Source organism: Nonomuraea africana, from assembly GCF_014873535.1.
GTDB lineage: Bacteria > Actinomycetota > Actinomycetes > Streptosporangiales > Streptosporangiaceae > Nonomuraea > Nonomuraea africana.
Map to the genome: position 1 here is coordinate 418,539 of NZ_JADBEF010000001.1, position 15,749 is coordinate 434,287.

The window sequence follows — 15,749 nt, forward strand, 5'->3', positions numbered from 1 at the left end:
TCGCAGTACGCCGATCACTACAACCGTCATCGACCCATGAGCAGCCGCTCGCCCGGCTTGAGCTCGCCGGACAGGATCGCCTCTCGCAGCTGGCGGTCGACCCACTCGGAACGGGTCATCGGCGGCCTGCCGGCCGCGATGTCAGGTGCCTGCATCGACGGCCCCGCCGCGGTGGCGCGCCCGCGCCTGCTCCCAGAGGTCCATGCCGTCGCTCCTGATGAGGTCCGCGTCGAGGATGGAGAGGTTCGCGTAGACGATGTCGTCGGGCGCCCGCTTTCCCAGCATGGGCAGCTCCTCGGGGATGCCCTGGTTCAGGTCGGCCACGACGAACTCGCGGCCCGCCTCGGTGACGGTCTGGCGGTGCAGGATCTTCCACACTCTTTCGCGACGCTCGAACACGTCGACGTAGCGGCCCTCGATCTGCTGGTCGAGGAAGCGGCCTGAGCCGTCGGCCAGCTCCATGTGGTGCAGGACGTACCACTGGCATTCTACGAACGCGCGATCACCGTGCAGCTCGATGATCGGGTTGGTGATCGAGTGCTGGAAGTTGCTGATCTGCGCCAGAAGCGGGATCACGTAGTCGGCGAAGGCGTGGGCGTTGCCGGTGAAGAACCAGTGGCAGTCGGTCGCGTCCTCCGGCAGCACGTCGCCGTCGACGACCGGCAGGAAGGCCATCCCCGCGGCGGCGGCCTCGCCGAAACGCTCCGCGTCTACGTCGGCGAACGCGTCGTCGCAGAGCCTGCGCTGGGCCTGAAGCAGCTTCGCGCGTGGCACTGCGGCCAGGGCTGCCGCGTCGTGCGCGGGGATGCCGAGCAGCTCGGCGAGATGGGCGCTGACCCGGGCCGCCGACTCCCACGGTACGGCCAGCGGGGCCATCGCCGACTGGACGATCGCACGGTGGATCAGGCCGGTGGCGCGCGGTGAGGTCAGCAGGCAGGCGACCGCCATGGCGCCGGCCGACTGCCCGGCCAGCGTGATCAGTGCCGGGTCCCCGCCGAAGCGCTCGATGTTGTCGCGCACCCAGGCGAGCGCGGCCAGCTGGTCCAGCAGGCCGAGGTTGGCGACCCTGTCGGCCGGGTCATCGATCACGGCGTACCCGTCGACCCCGAGCCTGTGGTTGACGGTCACCTCCACCACGCCGTCCCCGGCGAAGGCGCCACCCTGGTAGACGGGCTCGCCTCCCGAGCCCACGGCGAAGCCGCCGCCGTGCAGCCAGACCAGGACGGGCAGCCCCGCCGCGCCCAGGTCGGGGGTGCGGACGGTCAGGGACAGGCAGTCCTCGCCTTGCGCGAGCACGGTGCCGAAGAGCGTGCCGTAGAGACCGCCGAGATCCTGGAAGTCCAGGATCTCGCCAGGCTCTCCCACCGGCGCCGGCGGGTGCGAATCACGCCAGGTCCATCTCCCGGTCTTGGGCTGCTCCTTGCCGATCTTTTTTCCGCGCTGCCAAGATGATGAGTGCCCCGGAGACGACCCCGGCGAAGTACGGGGATGGCACAAGAAGGACGCCGCCCAGCACACACCATGTCGCGAGGCCCCAGCCGATCCAGGCGGGCACAGCCACCCTGCGTCCAGCGAGGTGCCATGTCAGGCCACCCAAAAGAACGAGGGGCACGGAGAAGCCTCCCGGACCGGCCCAGAAGGTGATCTTGTTCTGAAGGGACTCCACCGGCTCAACGGCGCCCCCATCGGTGAGCACGAGAGGGACCGCTGCCCACATCCCCCGATCCACCCAGCCGGTGATGGCTTCCCAGTCGACCAGTGCCAGCAAGGACAGGTGTCCTATGCCCAGCACGAGCATGATCCCGCTCGCCCAGCGGAGCAGCCGCTTTCTGGAGTTCATCGTGACGTCCCTTCTTGGTACTCCGCCTCCGCATGGCTGCGGTCGCGCCAGGCTTGTTCCGATTGCGGCAGGTTCACGAGAGCCCTCTTTCGGCCATCATGGCCATCAGCGTCATCTGGTCCAGCTGGGGTGTGGTGGTGGGGTCGAGTTCGCGGTAGCGGCGGTAGAGGTTGACCACGATCCGCTCGGCGTCCAGCCAGGTGACGTACTCGTCGAGGTCCACTGCGGCGAGCGCCTCGGAGTAGGACAGGCCGCGGGCGTGGGCGGCGTCCGCCTGCGCGACCACGTGGGTGAGGTAGCCGCGCACCGCGCGGATCCCGTCGGGGTCGGTGATCGGGCCGTGGCCGGGGACGATCGTGCTGGCGCCGGTGTCGATCATCTTGTCGCAGGCGGCGATCCAGTTGGCGATCGGGCCGCTCCACACGATCGGGGTGCAGCCGACGAACAGCAGGTCGCCCGCGAAGAGCACGCCCGTGTCCGGCACGTGCACGACTGAGTCGGCGCCGGTGTGGGCGGGGCCGAGGTTCATCACCCGCACCTCGCGGCCGCCGACGTCGAGGGTCAGTTCCCATTCATAGGTCAGGTCGGGCAGCCGCAGGCGGATGCCGCTGAAGTCGAAGGCACCGAAGCGTTCGCGAAAGTAGCCGGTCGCCGGTCCCATGTCCGCGACCTGGGTGGCGGTCAGCATCTCAGGAGGCATCTCATGCCGCATCTCGGTGCAGGTGGCCTCCGCGGCGATGATCTGTACCTCCTCGTCCAGCAGTTGGTTGCCGTGGGTGTGGTCGCCGTTGGAGTGGGTGATGACGGCGTGGGTGAGCGGGTGCCGATCGGTGATGCCGCGCATGGCGTCCAACATCTCGGCCGTCAGCGGCAGGTCGAACAGCGTGTCGACCAGGAGGGAGGCGCCTTCGCCCGCGATTAGTCCCGCGTTGCTCCAGCCGTACCCGCCATCGGGCAGCAGCCAGGCCCACACGCCCGCGCCGACCTCGTGCAGGCCGCGCGTGTAGGGCAGTTTCGACGGGGCGCGGTTGACGCGCGGGCGTGGCGTCCGCCGGTCGGGGTTGTGCCGGGGGGTCAGCAGGTACGGCGCGGCGGACGCGCGGACGGTCTGGCGGGTACGGCCCAGCCCCTCGACCGTCAGCTCGACGACGTCGCCGTCCCGCAACCAGCCGGGGAAGGCGGCCGGATCGGTGAGGGACAGGTGCTCGATGAGGCAGCAGCCGGGTACCGTACCCGAACCGAACACGTCACCGGGCAGCAGGTCCACACCGCGCGAGGCGTAGGAGATGACCTCGCCGAAGCTCCAGTCCATGGCGTCGGTACGGCCCGAGCCGATGGTCCTCCCGTTGACCTTCGCCTCGACCCGCAGGGCGAGCCTGCCGTCGCGGCGGTAGGGCTCCAGCTCGTCCGGGGTGACCAGGTACGGACCGAGCGTGGTCGCGCCGTCCTTGCCCTTGGCCTGGCCGATCGCCAGCGGCGTCTCGCGCATCTGGAGGTCGCGTGCCGACCAGTCGTTGTAGATGGTGTAGCCGATGATGTGCTCCTCAGCCTGCTCCGGCGTGAGGTCCCGGCCGCCCGGGCCGATGACCGCGGCGATCTCCAGCTCGAAGTCGAACCAGGCGCTGCCGGGCGAGATCGTCACATCGTCGTACGGGCCGGCGATCGTCGAGGGGCAGGCGAAGTAGAAGGCCGGGATCTGGTACCAGGCGTCCTTGAGCGTGCGTGGCTGACCGGCGGCCTGCAGGCAGTTGCGCATGTGGTCCAGGAAGCACAGGCAGTCGCGGACCGAGGGCGGGCGCGGGATCGGCGCGCGCAGCCTGGCCTCGGTCAGCGGAACCGTCTGTGCCGCCGAGGCCAGGGCCGCTTCCCCGGTCGCTCTCAGCTCCTCGGCGCCCCTGCCGATGAGCTCGATCAGGCTGACGTGCGATGCGGCGGGATGGATCCGGTCTTCGCCGATCACGCCGACGCGGTCTCCGTTGTCCGTCGCGTAGGTCACCCAACGCATGGAGAACCTCCTTGAGTTCTATGTTCGCCAACACAGGCTATATCGGGCAGCATTTGGTCTGCCATCCGGCATACCTGGTTAGATGGACCGCATGGCCACGCGACGTATCGAGAGGACTCAAGAGTCCCGCCGACTGCTGGTGGCGGCCGCCGCCGAGCTCTTCGCCGAGAAGGGATACCGGCAGACGAGCTTCATCGACATCGCCGACAAGGCCGGCATCAGCCGCGGCTCCATCCCCTGGCACTTCGGCAACAAGCTGGGCCTGCTGGAAGCGGTGGTCGACGACCAGCTCCAGACCGTGCTGACCGGTTTCCCCTCGTCCCCAGGCGAACTCCCCGGCGACTCGCTGGACCAGGTCATGAGCTTCATCCGCCTGCCTGCCACGCGCTTGTTCATCACTCTGCTCGCCGAGGTCGTGGAGGTCGACTCGCCGATCCGCGAGCACTATGCGCGGCTGCATGCAGCGCTCCGTCAGACGGTACGGGCCCGAATACCGGCGGAGGCGCTACCCCCGGGAACCACCCCGGAGGCGTTCACAGTCCTGCTGGTGGGGGCCATCATCGGCGTTCACGCCCAGTGGCGGGTCGCTCCCGAGGCGGTGGACCTCGAGGCCGTCCGCGCCGCAATCCGCGCCCTGCTGCCGGCGGGCCTCCGCCAGCCCTGACACCGCGCCGCCTTCACGGCTCACGGCACCCCTGGCGCATCCCTCCGCAGGTGAGCGCGGCGAGCCTGCCCAGCCCGCTCCGGGCGTTGACCAGGCGGGGCTCATCACTGAGTGTCGAACGGCGGACGATCCATCCCTACAGATCTGCGGGTGCCGAAAATTCATCCGCGCAGGCCAGAGTGCTGACTGGTGATCACGTACCTCGGATCTTGGAGTCGTGAGGCTTACGTCGCCGCGGCATGATGACCTGTCGTGCTGCTGCGCCTGGTCTACCTCACCGTGACAACCGTCTTCGCGTTCATGCGGCTGCTGCCGGAAAGCGATCGTGACAAGGAGATCGAGATCCTGGTGCTGCGGCACCAGGTGGCGGTCCTGCAGCGCCAGGTGGCCAAGCCCGCCCTCACGCCCGGCGACCGCTTCCTGCTCGCCGGACTGCTCGGCCACCTGTCGATGGACAAACTGCGCCACCTCACGCTGCTGGTACGCCCGGAGACCATCCTGCGCTGGCACCGCGATCTGCTCAGACGCGGCCACTCCGCAGCCTGCACGCCTCGGCGCCGAGGACGGCCGCGCACCATCTCCTCCATCCGCCTGCTGGTGCTGCGCCTGGCTCGGGAGAACCCCTCCTGGGGGTACCGGCGCATCCACGGCGAGCTGGCCGCGCTCGCTATCACGGTCGCCGCCTCCACCGTGTGGGAACCTTGAAGGTTCACGGCATCGACCCAGCCCCCGAGCGGCAGCACACCACCTGGTCCGGCTTCCTGCGCAGCCAGGCGGATGCGTTGCTGGCTTGTGACTTCTTCGAGGTCCGCACCTTGACCGGGGGCACGGCTGTACGTCATGGCCGTCATTGAGCACGCCACCCGGCGTGTCCGGATCCTCGGCGCCACCGTGCACCCCACCGGCCAGTGGGTCACCCAGCTCGGACGGAACCTCATCATGGACCTGCAAGAGGCGGGCAGCGCGGCCAGGTTCCTCATCCGTGACCGCGATGCGAAGTTCTCTGCGGCCTTCGACGCCGCGCTGGCTGATGCCGGGATTCGAGTCGTCACGACTGGTATCCGGATTCCCCGGATGAACGCCATCATGGAGCGGTGGATCCAGACCTGCCGGCGTGAACTGCTGGACCGCACCTTGATCTGGAACCAGCGCCACCTGCTTCATGCCCTACGCGAGTTCGAGACGTTCTACAACGGTCACCGGCCACACCGGACCCTCCGGTAGGCCGCCCCGCTCCGACCGCTCCCCGGCCCGGGCGCCGACCGAGCCCAGATCGCTCAGCTCGACGTCCGTCGACATGATCGTCTGGGCGGTGTCCTCAGGGCGTACCGACATGCCGCTTGACCTGAACGGATGAATTTTCGGCACCCGCAATGCCGCGGATGAACTCCATCATGGAGCGATGGATCCAGACCTGCCGGCGCGAGCTGCTGGACCGAACCTTGATCTGGAACTAGCGCCACCTTCTGTATGCGCTGCGCGAGTTCGAGACCTTCTACAACGAACACCGGCCCCACCGGGCTCTCCAACATGCTGCCCGCTTCGACCGCTCTCCGACTCCGACATCGACGCTGCCTCGATCACCCTGTTCGACGTCCGCCGACGTGATCGACTCGGAGGTGTCCTGAAGGAGTACCGGCACGTGGCTTGACCTGGCCGGATGATTAATCGGCACCCGCAACCACGCCAGCTCCAAAGATCCACAGCTTGGCGTACGTTCTTGCTCCGTGCGGGCCGCGTCCTACCTCGAGTGTCGCCGGAGCTTCGAGACTCTTGGATCTAGGTGGCGGTTGGGGACACGCTCGCGAGAAGACCCCCGTATCCCGAAGTCGAGAAGAAGCGTGGGCCGGCACAGGCCGGCCGCGCTCCCGGGGTCCGTCCGGGTCATTTGCCGACGAAGGCCAGCATCGCCTCGTTGACCTCGGCGGCGTGCGTCCACAGCAGGCCGTGCGGCGCGCCCTCGATCTCGACGTACTCCGCCTCCGGGAACGCCTCGTGGAAGGGGCGTCCGGTGGCGTCGATAGGGAGGATGTTGTCCTGGGTTCCGTGCAAGATCAGTGACGGCTTGCCGGCGGCGCGGACCGCGGCCACGTCCTCGCGGAAGTCCTCGATCCAGGCGGACACCACCGCGTAGGCGGCGACCGGGGCGGAGGTGGTGGCGGTGTTCCAGTTGGCGGTGACGACCTCCTGGCTGATCCTGCTGCCCAGGTTCTCGTCCAGGTTGTAGAAGTCCTTGTAGAACTGGGTGAACCAGGCGTAGCGGTCGGCCCGGGCCGTGTCGGCGATGCCGTCGAACACCGACTGCGGCACTCCGGTGGGGTTGTCGTCGGCCGCCACCAGGAACGGCTCCAGCGACGCCAGGAACGCCAGCTTGGCCACCCGCTCGTGGCCGTAGGTCTTCACATAGCGGGCGAGTTCGCCGGTGCCCATGGAGAACCCGACGAGGATGACGTCGCGCAGATCCAGCGTCTCCAGGAGGGTGTTCAGGTCAGCGGCGAAGGTGTCGTAGTCGTAGCCGCTGCCGACCTTGCTGGACTGGCCGAAGCCGCGGCGGTCGTAGGTGATGACCCGGTAACCGGCGGCGAGTAGCTCGCGGGTCTGGAGCTCCCAGCTGTGCCCGTTCAAGGGATAGCCGTGGATCAGGACGACCGGCTGACCGGATCCCTGGTCCTCGTAGTACAGCTCGATGGTGGTGCTGTTCTCGGTACCGACCCTCATGTAGCCCATGAAGCCGCTCCTCTTGGATCCGGAGAACGCTCGTTCTCGCGATCAGACCGTGTTGACCGTCTATGCCGGGACTTCTCCGTGAAAGCGAGACCCGGGTCACGTTGACGCCGCGCCGGGGATCGGCTCTGCGTTGCCCGACGGTCCCGCTTGTGATGCCCGGCACCAGCGGGAACGATTCTCCGAACGCCATCCTCCCAAGTAATTTTCAGGCCAGATTCTCCGCCCGACCATCACCGCCCTGGCTCACCGCCACTCCTGCCCACGCTTCTTGGTTGCCCGCCACCACCACCGCTGGTGCGGGGTCAGAACCGGTAGCGGAGCATGCGCAAGCGGCTGGCCGAATGCCAGGACGAACTGCTGGCTCCGCTGTCACCCGAGGAGCGACAGCACACGATCGCGCCACTGATCGTTCCATTGCTCCCCGAGAGCCTACGCCCGGGGACTCGCTGTTGAGCTCCAGAAGGATCTGGTCTGGCAGAACGAGGAACCCGGCTGGCCTGGCCACTGGAAGGTGGGCGACAAGAAACTCATGTCCCCTCTTTGGGGTCTGACGGCTGCTGCGCTGGAGTTCTTCCGGCAGTACGCAGGGCCCGAGAGCTACTGGACCGAGCGCGCAAACCAGATCTACGCCGAGAAGGGTGACTACCAGTCACTCGAGACTGGCATTCATGCGATCGCGGACTTGCTGAGAGCCTGGTGCGACCAGGTCGAGGCGGGTATCACAGAGATTCTCGGCGCGCATGCTTGGCAGGAGTACGGCGAGGCCAGGACCGACCTCATGGAACAAGCTCGCCGGCTGCTCGAGGATCGGAAGACCCACCCTGCAGGGGAGTGGATGAGGCAGTCCGAGCAGGTGCTCGCACGGGTGCTGGAGTGCGTCGAGCGGATCGAGGCGCGTGTCATCGACCTGGAGCGGCGCTTGGGCGGCGAGGTGGAGGTGCGCACCTTTGACGGGCGCGTGCGCACCTTCGACCTTCCGAGGGCAGGTGTCGAGCGGGGCCGGTCGATATGTGACGTTCGTTGCCCGGCTAACCCCCGTCCGGCCGGGTATGACCCCCTTGCGCGAGAACGGCGCACGACCGATCCGGCCGAGGGGGACGGCGATGGGACGGCAGGTCTGGCCGCGGCTGCGCGTGGCCGAGTGGCACGAGACCCGCGACACCTTGCAACGAGGCCGCCGCCGAGCTCGCCCACTGGGACCGGGACGCCCTGGAGGCCGACCCCGCCCGCTGGGCGCACAAAGCGCACCACAACCTGTGAGGGGATGAGCATGGTCGACCGCGAACAGCTGCCCGCGCCCGTCGAGGGGCTCGTGGTCACGCACTTCCTGACCGTCCGGGACGTGGCCCGCTCGCGCGCGTTCTACGCGGACGTCCTGGGCGGCGAGGTCGTCCTTGAAGAGAACCCGGCGATCGTGAAGGTCGCCAACACGTGGATCATCATGAACCCCGGTGGCGGCCCCACCCCGGACAAACCGGACGTCACGCTGCGGGCGCCCGAGCCCGGCGACCCGGTGACCGCGTTCATGAACGTCCGCGTCGCCGACATCGCCGCCTTCCACACGCACGCGACGTCGCTCGGCGTCCGGTTCCTCACCGAGCCGATCGACCGCAAGGCCGAGATCCGCTGCTACATGCGCGACCCGGACGGGCACCTCATCGAGGTCGGCCAGGCCACCGGCATGCTGCACGGCGTCTACGCCGACTCGCCCGCCTGACCCCGTCCGGCCGGGGACGGGCGCGAGGGCGCATGCCGAGGTCAGCGGATCATCCTCGCATGAGCCAGGTGCGGGCGTCGCGCCACGGCGCGTCCGGCGCGGGCAGGCTCGCGGCGTCGGCGGCTCCGGTGAGGGGCAAGACAAGATGGTCGCGGCCTGCCTTTACACGAGACGGGCCCTCAGGGGGTGCAGAACCTCGACGTGCGCCCCGGAGGGCGAACCGGGTCATGGGCTGCGGCCGAACCAGTCGAGGAGTCCCCACAGGGTGGCCCCGCCGGCGGTGAGTCCGCCGAGGAGTGCGGCGAGCCACTTGGCGCCGTCCGCTAGAAGGGGTGCCGGTAAGAAATGTGTCAGTGCGCCATGGGAAAGCGCTGCTTGTCCGAACGGAGGTGGAAGACCACCGTCGCTCTGCCGTCGTAGCGGTGGGGTGAAGCGGGGGCGCACAACCCGACCTCGTTCACACCTCCTCGCACCGTGAGGCAGTTTGCCGGCCGAGGCAAGGCGTCAGATCCACACCGATCAATCCGACTTCCGGAATCACTTAAGTGGACTCCAGGAGTGACTTCGGAAACACAATCCCAGAGATCGCGCAGACCCCCTGAACAGCTTCTGGAAACACAAACTGGTCCCGGACCGTCGCGCTCCCCGGCCCATATGCGGCGATCCTCGACCAGTACGCCACCGCGCTCGAGCGCTCACCGCTGGCCGACTCCAGCAAGACCAAGTTCCACTCCCGGCTGCGCGGCTACCTGGCCTGGCTCGCTGGCCAGGCCGACGCCGACGTGCTCGACGGCGACCCGCTCACCGACCCCATCGCCGCCACCGGCGCCGTGCGCGACTTCCGCCGCCACCTGAAGAACGGCCGCCGCGCCCCCAACACCATCGACACCTACCTGTCGGCCATCGACGACTTCCACGCCCGCCGCGGCCTCGGCAAACCCCAGGCCCGCCGCGAACGCGACTCCCGCCGCACCGCCCCCCGCACCCTGGACGAACGCCGCGCCCGCCGCTACGTCCGCCACGTCCAGCTCACCGCCACCCCGCGCGACAAAGCCCTCGCCCTGCTGCCCTACTTCGCCGGCCTGCGCATCGCCGAAGTCGTCGTGCTCGACCTGGCCGACATCCGGCTATCGGCCTGCAAGGGCGAGTTGCGGATCCGCGGCAAGGGCCGCGACGGCGGCGGGCTCGAGGACGGGGGTGGGGTTGGTCTGCTTCTCGGACATCTTGCTGCTCCTTGTCGTACGATCGGCCGCGAACCACAGGCGGTGGCGGCCATCTGTGTTTGCTACTGCGTGAGGGCGTGCGTGTCGAAGACGTTCTCGAATCGCTGGATGACGCCGTCCTCCAGGAATTAGATGTGCACGAATGTGGCCGCTCCGACCTTGCCGGTGACCTGGTGCACGTCCCAGCTCTTGCCGAGCACGAAGACTCGGCAAGAGCTGGGGTGAGTCGAAGGGGGTGTATTCGAAGTCGTCCCACTCCGCCAGCGGTCGCGCTGCTGGCCAGCCGCCGGGTGGGGTTTTACAGCCCGAGGTCGGACAGACCCGGGTGATCGTCGGGCCGGCGGCCCAGCGGCCAGTGGTACTTGCGCTCCTCCTCGGCGATGGGCAGGTCGTTGATGCTCGCGTGGCGCGCGCGCATGAGGCCGTTGTCGTCGAACTCCCAGTTCTCGTTGCCATAGGCGCGGTACCACTGGCCGGAGTCGTCGTGGTACTCGTAGGCGAACCGCACCGCGATGCGGTTCCCGTCGAACGCCCACAACTCCTTGATGAGGCGGTAGTCCAGTTCCCGGTTCCATTTGCGGGTCAGGAACTTCACGATCTCGTCGCGGCCGGTGACGAACTCCGCGCGGTTGCGCCAGCGCGAGTCGGGCGTGTAGGCGAGGGCGACCTTTTCGGGGTCGCGGGTGTTCCAGCCGTCTTCGGCCAGGCGGGCCTTGGTGATCGCCGTTTCCCGGGTGAACGGCGGGAACGGGGGACGCTGCTCGGACATGAGGCACTCCTCTGGGAAGCCATACGACAGCGAGAACGCTCGTTCTCGCGATGTGCCCTGATACTATGAGAACGATGGTTCTCATGCAAGGGGGCAGAAATTTTGGACACCGATCTGGCACGCGAGCGCATCCTGGACGCCGCCGAAGACCTCTTCTACGCCCGAGGTATCCAAGCTGTCGGCATGGACGTGATCCGCGACGCCTCGGGCGTCACGCTGCGGCGCCTCTATCAGCTGTTCCCCTCCAAGGGCGACCTCGTCGAGGCCTACCTGACCCGCAGGGACACCCGCTGGCTCCAAAGCCTTGCCACCCATGTCGACACAGCCGCGGAAACCCCGCAGGAGCGGCTGCTCGCCGTCTTCGACTGGCTGGAAGACTGGTTCATCCAGCCCGACTTCCACGGGTGCGCCTTCGTCAACTCCTTCGGCGAGCTGGGCGGCACATCACCCCAGGTCGCTGCCGCGGCCCGCCACCACAAGGACACCTTCCACGCCTACCTGCGGGAACTGGCAACAGCTGCGGGAGCAGCAGCAGATACCGGCACCCAGATCGCCCTGCTGGCCGAGGGAGCCATGACCACCGCCGCTATCTCAGGCACACCCGCAGCGGCCCGCCAGGCCAAGCACGCGGCGCAGCTTCTGCTGACGCTCGACATGTCAACACTGGCCTTCCCCTCGTAGCGGGGAGGCACAGGCGCCTTCGCCGTGCGGGAGGGTGACGGTGCGGGACGGTCGCGACTTCTGAGAACACGCACGGCTGAGAGGTGAAACCCCAGCTCGGCGCCTCCGAGAAGAGGACCGCGTCGCTAGTTGGCGGCGGGGGACACGTTCGGGAGGAGGAGGCCAGCAAGTCGTCCATCCTGCGCTGCATCTCCGGGGAGGCCTCGCGGCCGAATTCGACGACGTCCGGGTCGAAGGAGTGCTTGCCGGGATGGCCGTCGAACAGCAGGCATCGCTCGGGGTCGTCGACGGGGCCGTCCTCGGCCAGGCAGGGCGGCAGGTCGACCAGCTCCCGGACGCCGCGGTCGACCCAGCGAAGCCAGGTGTCGCGATCAGCGAAGGACTGGGCCAGCGACAGGTGCGGGCGCGGGTCGGGCCTTGAGCAACAACGGAACGGCCAGTGGCGTTAGACACCCCAGGAGCTAAGTGGGTCAAGCTGCGAGGTGTTGGCAGCAGCAGCGGGACCAGCCGTGCCTGGTGCACGATGTCGGGCTCCAGCACCAGCCCGGGGTCCGGCCCTCTGCCGGTGGACGGCGCCCCTCGTTTCGGCGGTCTTACATCGAGTAGGCGCCGGAGGCGAGGGCGATGACGCCGACCACGGTCATCAGCAGCGCCGAGCCGGGGTGCATGGCGATCGAGATGCGGATGTCCTGCTTCTTCCAGGCGAGCCAGACGCCCGGGTAGAGGAAGACGAGCTTCGACAGGACCGTCCAAGGGGCCCAGAAGTGGTACACCGAGAAGAAGAAGGTGTTGAAGAACGGGGCCCACTTGCCGAGCTGCGGGAGGCGGGGCAGCAGGAAGCCGCGGAAGTAGTACTCCTCGAGCAGGGGCAGGGTGAAGCCGGTGAACGGCGCGCAGATGAGTAGCGTGGTGAGCACGAGGTCCTGCGAGTAGCCCTGGAGGTAGGTGGTGCCGTCGGGGCCGGCGCCCTGGTAGTCCACCCAGGTGAAGAACCAGTCGTAGACGATGTTGTCCAGCGGGGTCAGCGAGAGCGAGACCACGGTCATCCACACGTGAAAGGCGTAGGTCACGGCGGGTGCGGACCGGACAGAAGCTATCGGGTCGCTCCCGCGTCGCGGGTTCGACGGGGATCGGAATTATCTCCAGGAGCTGCTGTACGGCGACGCCTGTACCGCGTCAAAAAGCCGTCGTGGCCCCTCTGAACTGGGGCTTGACCGTGTCCGGGACTGCCCTCAAGATCACGGCTTGTGTCTGTTCGCCTGCTCTACCTCACCACGGTTCAGGTGTTCGGCTGGCTGATGTTGCTGGGCCGCAGCCAAGCGTCGAAGAACGTGGAGATCATGATGCTGCGTCACGAGGTGGCGGTGCTACGGCGTCAGATCGCCCGTCCGAAAACAGGACTGGGCCGGGGCCGTTCTCGCGGCGCTCAGCGAACGACAGGTCGCGGTCCGACGGCGGATCCGGTCCGGTCCTCCCCGGAAGGCCGTTAGCCAAGCCGACCGCCATCTGAACGTCCATGGAGAGGGAAGGTCCCCGCCCGAGTCCCGGTGCTTCCGCGGACCGGGCAGCTACCGGTCAAGAGAAGGACGGCCGGGACCAGGCGGGGACGCGCCGTGGGCGATGATCCCACGGCTCGCGATCAGTTCCGGGATGCGATGCGGTAAGCCCGGATGACGGTCTGCTCGACGATGTTGCCCGCGGTGTCGGCGGCCTTGGCGCGCAGGGAGACGAACCCCTCCACGGCCGGGTGGTTCACCACGACCTGGCCCTTGCGGATCTGGGCCGGGCTCCAGGTGGCGCCGTCGTCGAAAGAAGTCTCCACGGTGAGGCGGCGCACCCCGCCGCCGCTCGAGCCAGGCTGTCGTTCCACGCGGACCGGTATCCGGTAGGTCCCACCGCTGGATGCGGTGTTGCGGGCGTCCAGCTTGGGGGAGAAGCGGATAACGGAGACCGGCAGCGGCAGCGGGTTGTCACCCTCGGCGTGCTCGGAGCGGAACCTCCAGGCAGTGGAAGTGCGGGTCGACAGGGTGGCGGGGGCGCCCCGTTCGGCCTCCACGACCAGCCGGTAGTCCGCGGCGCCGGGCGGGACGGGGAAACCCTTCCCCCCGAGCGTGGGCTGTTCGGCGACCAGGTCGCCGTCGCGGTAGAGCGCGGTGCGCGCCCGGGTGATTGCCGCCCGGCCGACGTGCCCGGCGCCGTCGCCGTACATCGGCGCGTTCGCCCGGATCACGTCTCCCGTACGGGTCAGCCCACCGTTCTCGTCCGCCGAGAGGAGGACGGGAGAGAAGACACCCCGGTTCCACGATTCCGGGTAGGTGCGACCGGGTGTGTAGTCGATGAGCGGCGATTCGAGGGCGGTCTCCCCGCCTTCGGGGGCGTTTTCCCAAAAATAGCGCCGCCACTGTGCGCCGCCGTCGGTGTTGACGTACTCGGTGTGAACCGACGGCGTGGTGAACCTGGTTTCGGTCAGGAGGTTGGAAATCCGCCTGCCGGGCAGCCAGGCGCCGCTGGCGGCGCGGCCCTGGCCGCCGGTCAGGTGGGCGGCGTAGTCGGTGTGGATGGCCGCCAGGTCACGGTCGGCGACCTCGCGGCGGAACCTGCTGATCATGCCGCCGTCGTGGAACCACGCGAGGTGGTAGACACGGGGGCTGTTGTCGGTGCTCCCGTCTGCACCGGTCTGCGCCCACGTCCCGCCGACTTTGGTCACCGCCGCGTCGTAGGTCCGGTCGGGGCCGAGCTGCGCGGTCGCCATGTTCTCGAACCGATCCGACGTGAAGTGAAAGGAGGAATTCCCGTCGTGGTAGGTCACTTGGGCGCTGACCTGCACGGCCGACGGGTTGGGCACGGTGACCGAGATCGGCTTGCCCAGGCGGGCGTCCAGTTCCAGGGTCTGGTCCTCGGTGAGGTCCAGGTCCGGGTGGACCAGGTGGGTGGTGTGCTCGCCGTCGAAGAGGTCGCTCCTGACCAGCCATCTGCCCTTGGGCAGCCGGACCGTGACGGAGCTGTCGTCGGGGTCCTGCACGGGGATCTCGTAGGCGGGGCCGGAGGGGTCGGCCTGGCGCAGGGTGGTGAGGTAGTGAACGGTCGGACTGCCGGCGCGGCTGGTGTGCTTGAGCGTTAGCGCGTAGGTCTCTTTCTCGCTCTCCACCGCCAGCGGGGTGCTCACCCGGACGTCGCCGCCGCCGGCGATTAGGTGGCCGCCGAGGTTGCCCACCGGGGCTTTGGCGGTGTCGGCGGTGACCGAGACGTCGGCCTGCCCGCCCGCGGGCACCGTGACGGTGGTGGGACTCACCGTGAACGGCTTCGCATCGTCCTGGTTCTCCACGGACAGCTCAAGGGAAACCGGGGTGGTGCCGGGGTTGTGGTATGTGACCTTCCGGGTGAGGGGTTCATCGTCGTCGTGTGGCCATTGCTGCACGCCGAAGCTGACGCCGCCGGGTTCGGCGGTCACCGGCTGGGCCGTGGCCCGCGCCACGTCGATGCGGCCGGCGCCCTGGTCGAAGACGCCCAGCGCCGGGTTCGGGAGCGCCGATCCCATCAGCGCCGCCTTGAGTGTGCCCGCGGTCCAGTCCGGGTGCTGCCCGGCCAGGATCGCCGCGGCCCCCGCGACGTGCGGGGTGGCCATCGAGGTGCCGGACATCGAGGTGTAGGAGCCGTCGCCGTGCGATGCGTCCTTGGCGCGCGCGGCGACGATGTCCACCCCGGGCGCGGTGATCTCGGGTTTGAGCGCCGAGTCGCCGATGCGCGGCCCCCGGCTGGAGAAGTCGGCCAGCGCGTCGGACTTGGTGACGGCGCCCACCGCCAGGGCCGCGTCGGCGCTGGCCGGTGACTCCACCGACCGCTCGTTGCCACTGTTGCCCGCGGCAATCACGAAGAGTGTGCCGTAGCGCTGGGTGAGCGTCGCCACCGCCGACTCCAGCGGGTCGATCTCGACGGAGTCGGTGCCGCCCAGGCTCAGGTTGACCACCTTCGCGCCCTGCTCGCCGGCCCACTGCATGCCCGCCAGAACCGCCGACTCCTCGCAGAAGATCTCGCAGACCTTGCCGGCCAGGATGGTGGCGCCGGGGGCGACCCCCTTGTACTTCAGCGGAGGCCGCGCCACTGCCGGCGATGGTGGAGGCTA

16 protein-coding genes are annotated in these 15,749 nt (G+C 68.5%); 8 read left to right on the top strand and 8 right to left on the bottom strand.

Features of this window, described 5'->3' with window-relative positions; all coding sequences use genetic code 11:
• Positions 1 to 26: 26 nt before the first annotated feature.
• From H4W81_RS48285 to H4W81_RS01895, 4 genes are all read right to left on the bottom strand, one after another.
• Positions 27 to 155, bottom strand: coding sequence for a hypothetical protein (locus H4W81_RS48285; RefSeq protein ID WP_264083125.1), 129 nt, complete (start codon positions 153 to 155; stop codon positions 27 to 29).
• Positions 142 to 1,365 (bottom strand): carboxylesterase family protein, encoded by a 1,224-nt coding sequence (locus H4W81_RS01885; protein ID WP_192773189.1) that lies wholly within the window; start codon positions 1,363 to 1,365, stop codon positions 142 to 144. Before H4W81_RS01885 ends, H4W81_RS48285 begins: the two co-directional genes overlap by 14 nt.
• A 19-nt stretch (positions 1,366 to 1,384) precedes the next feature.
• Complete coding sequence (locus H4W81_RS01890; RefSeq protein WP_192773190.1) at positions 1,385 to 1,840, bottom strand: DUF6463 family protein; 456 nt, start codon at positions 1,838 to 1,840, stop codon at positions 1,385 to 1,387.
• A 73-nt stretch (positions 1,841 to 1,913) separates the two neighbouring features.
• On the bottom strand, positions 1,914 to 3,845 hold the full coding sequence (locus H4W81_RS01895; RefSeq protein ID WP_192773191.1) for a fumarylacetoacetate hydrolase family protein: 1,932 nt from the start codon (positions 3,843 to 3,845) through the stop codon (positions 1,914 to 1,916).
• A gap of 82 nt (positions 3,846 to 3,927) precedes the next feature.
• On the opposite strand from H4W81_RS01895, the gene H4W81_RS01900 reads away from it, so the two are divergent.
• The 3 genes from H4W81_RS01900 (at position 3,928) to H4W81_RS46625 (ending at position 5,733) form a co-directional block, all read left to right on the top strand.
• Positions 3,928 to 4,509: a TetR/AcrR family transcriptional regulator gene (locus H4W81_RS01900; RefSeq protein ID WP_225958406.1), complete on the top strand. Its 582-nt coding sequence runs from the start codon at positions 3,928 to 3,930 to the stop codon at positions 4,507 to 4,509.
• Between the two features lie 252 nt (positions 4,510 to 4,761).
• Positions 4,762 to 5,214 carry a hypothetical protein gene (locus H4W81_RS46620; protein ID WP_225958407.1) on the top strand — a complete coding sequence of 151 codons (453 nt, stop codon included), beginning with the start codon at positions 4,762 to 4,764 and terminating at the stop codon, positions 5,212 to 5,214.
• 135 nt (positions 5,215 to 5,349) lie between these two features.
• The gene (locus H4W81_RS46625; protein WP_225958408.1) at positions 5,350 to 5,733 is read left to right on the top strand and encodes an integrase core domain-containing protein; all 384 of its coding nucleotides are present in this window, start codon (positions 5,350 to 5,352) and stop codon (positions 5,731 to 5,733) included.
• 660 nt (positions 5,734 to 6,393) lie between these two features.
• Here the strand turns inward: H4W81_RS46625 and H4W81_RS01910 are convergent.
• A complete protein-coding gene (locus H4W81_RS01910) occupies positions 6,394 to 7,236 on the bottom strand; it encodes an alpha/beta fold hydrolase (RefSeq protein WP_192773192.1) in 843 nt (280 codons plus the stop codon).
• 1,264 nt (positions 7,237 to 8,500) lie between these two features.
• On the opposite strand from H4W81_RS01910, the gene H4W81_RS01915 reads away from it, so the two are divergent.
• Both H4W81_RS01915 and H4W81_RS01920 read left to right on the top strand, forming a co-directional pair.
• Complete coding sequence (locus H4W81_RS01915) at positions 8,501 to 8,953, top strand: VOC family protein (protein WP_225958409.1); 453 nt, start codon at positions 8,501 to 8,503, stop codon at positions 8,951 to 8,953.
• 782 nt (positions 8,954 to 9,735) lie between these two features.
• Positions 9,736 to 10,308 carry a site-specific integrase gene (locus H4W81_RS01920; protein ID WP_192773193.1) on the top strand — a complete coding sequence of 191 codons (573 nt, stop codon included), beginning with the start codon at positions 9,736 to 9,738 and terminating at the stop codon, positions 10,306 to 10,308.
• A gap of 166 nt (positions 10,309 to 10,474) precedes the next feature.
• On the opposite strand, the gene H4W81_RS01925 is transcribed toward H4W81_RS01920, so the two are convergent.
• Positions 10,475 to 10,945, bottom strand: coding sequence for a nuclear transport factor 2 family protein (locus H4W81_RS01925; protein ID WP_192773194.1), 471 nt, complete (start codon positions 10,943 to 10,945; stop codon positions 10,475 to 10,477).
• Positions 10,946 to 11,047: 102 nt separating this feature from the next.
• On the opposite strand from H4W81_RS01925, the gene H4W81_RS01930 reads away from it, so the two are divergent.
• Entirely contained in the window at positions 11,048 to 11,626 is a 579-nt protein-coding gene (locus H4W81_RS01930; protein ID WP_225958410.1) for a TetR/AcrR family transcriptional regulator, read from the top strand.
• Positions 11,627 to 11,876: 250 nt separating this feature from the next.
• The gene (locus H4W81_RS01935; protein ID WP_192773195.1) at positions 11,877 to 12,047 is read left to right on the top strand and encodes a hypothetical protein; all 171 of its coding nucleotides are present in this window, start codon (positions 11,877 to 11,879) and stop codon (positions 12,045 to 12,047) included.
• 172 nt (positions 12,048 to 12,219) lie between these two features.
• Here the strand turns inward: H4W81_RS01935 and H4W81_RS01940 are convergent, their stop codons facing one another.
• Complete coding sequence (locus H4W81_RS01940) at positions 12,220 to 12,696, bottom strand: CPBP family intramembrane glutamic endopeptidase (protein WP_318781466.1); 477 nt, start codon at positions 12,694 to 12,696, stop codon at positions 12,220 to 12,222.
• A gap of 177 nt (positions 12,697 to 12,873) precedes the next feature.
• Here H4W81_RS01940 and H4W81_RS01945 point away from each other — a divergent pair, with 177 nt between their 5' ends.
• The gene (locus tag H4W81_RS01945) at positions 12,874 to 13,116 is read left to right on the top strand and encodes a hypothetical protein (protein ID WP_192773196.1); all 243 of its coding nucleotides are present in this window, start codon (positions 12,874 to 12,876) and stop codon (positions 13,114 to 13,116) included.
• Between the two features lie 149 nt (positions 13,117 to 13,265).
• Here H4W81_RS01945 and H4W81_RS01950 read toward each other — a convergent pair whose 3' ends face one another.
• On the bottom strand, positions 13,266 to 15,728 hold the full coding sequence (locus H4W81_RS01950; protein WP_192773197.1) for a S8 family serine peptidase: 2,463 nt from the start codon (positions 15,726 to 15,728) through the stop codon (positions 13,266 to 13,268).
• Positions 15,729 to 15,749: the final 21 nt, after the last annotated feature.

Coding starts and splice junctions, on each gene's coding strand:
- H4W81_RS01915 (WP_225958409.1), top strand. CDS start 8,501: ATGAGCATGGTCGACCGCGAACAGCTGCCCGCGCCCGTCGAGGGGCTC.
- H4W81_RS01890 (WP_192773190.1), bottom strand. CDS start 1,840: ATGAACTCCAGAAAGCGGCTGCTCCGCTGGGCGAGCGGGATCATGCTC.
- H4W81_RS46625 (WP_225958408.1), top strand. CDS start 5,350: ATGGCCGTCATTGAGCACGCCACCCGGCGTGTCCGGATCCTCGGCGCC.
- H4W81_RS48285 (WP_264083125.1), bottom strand. CDS start 155: ATGCAGGCACCTGACATCGCGGCCGGCAGGCCGCCGATGACCCGTTCC.
- H4W81_RS01935 (WP_192773195.1), top strand. CDS start 11,877: ATGGCCGTCGAACAGCAGGCATCGCTCGGGGTCGTCGACGGGGCCGTC.
- H4W81_RS01900 (WP_225958406.1), top strand. CDS start 3,928: ATGGACCGCATGGCCACGCGACGTATCGAGAGGACTCAAGAGTCCCGC.
- H4W81_RS01925 (WP_192773194.1), bottom strand. CDS start 10,945: ATGTCCGAGCAGCGTCCCCCGTTCCCGCCGTTCACCCGGGAAACGGCG.
- H4W81_RS01895 (WP_192773191.1), bottom strand. CDS start 3,845: ATGCGTTGGGTGACCTACGCGACGGACAACGGAGACCGCGTCGGCGTG.
- H4W81_RS01910 (WP_192773192.1), bottom strand. CDS start 7,236: ATGGGCTACATGAGGGTCGGTACCGAGAACAGCACCACCATCGAGCTG.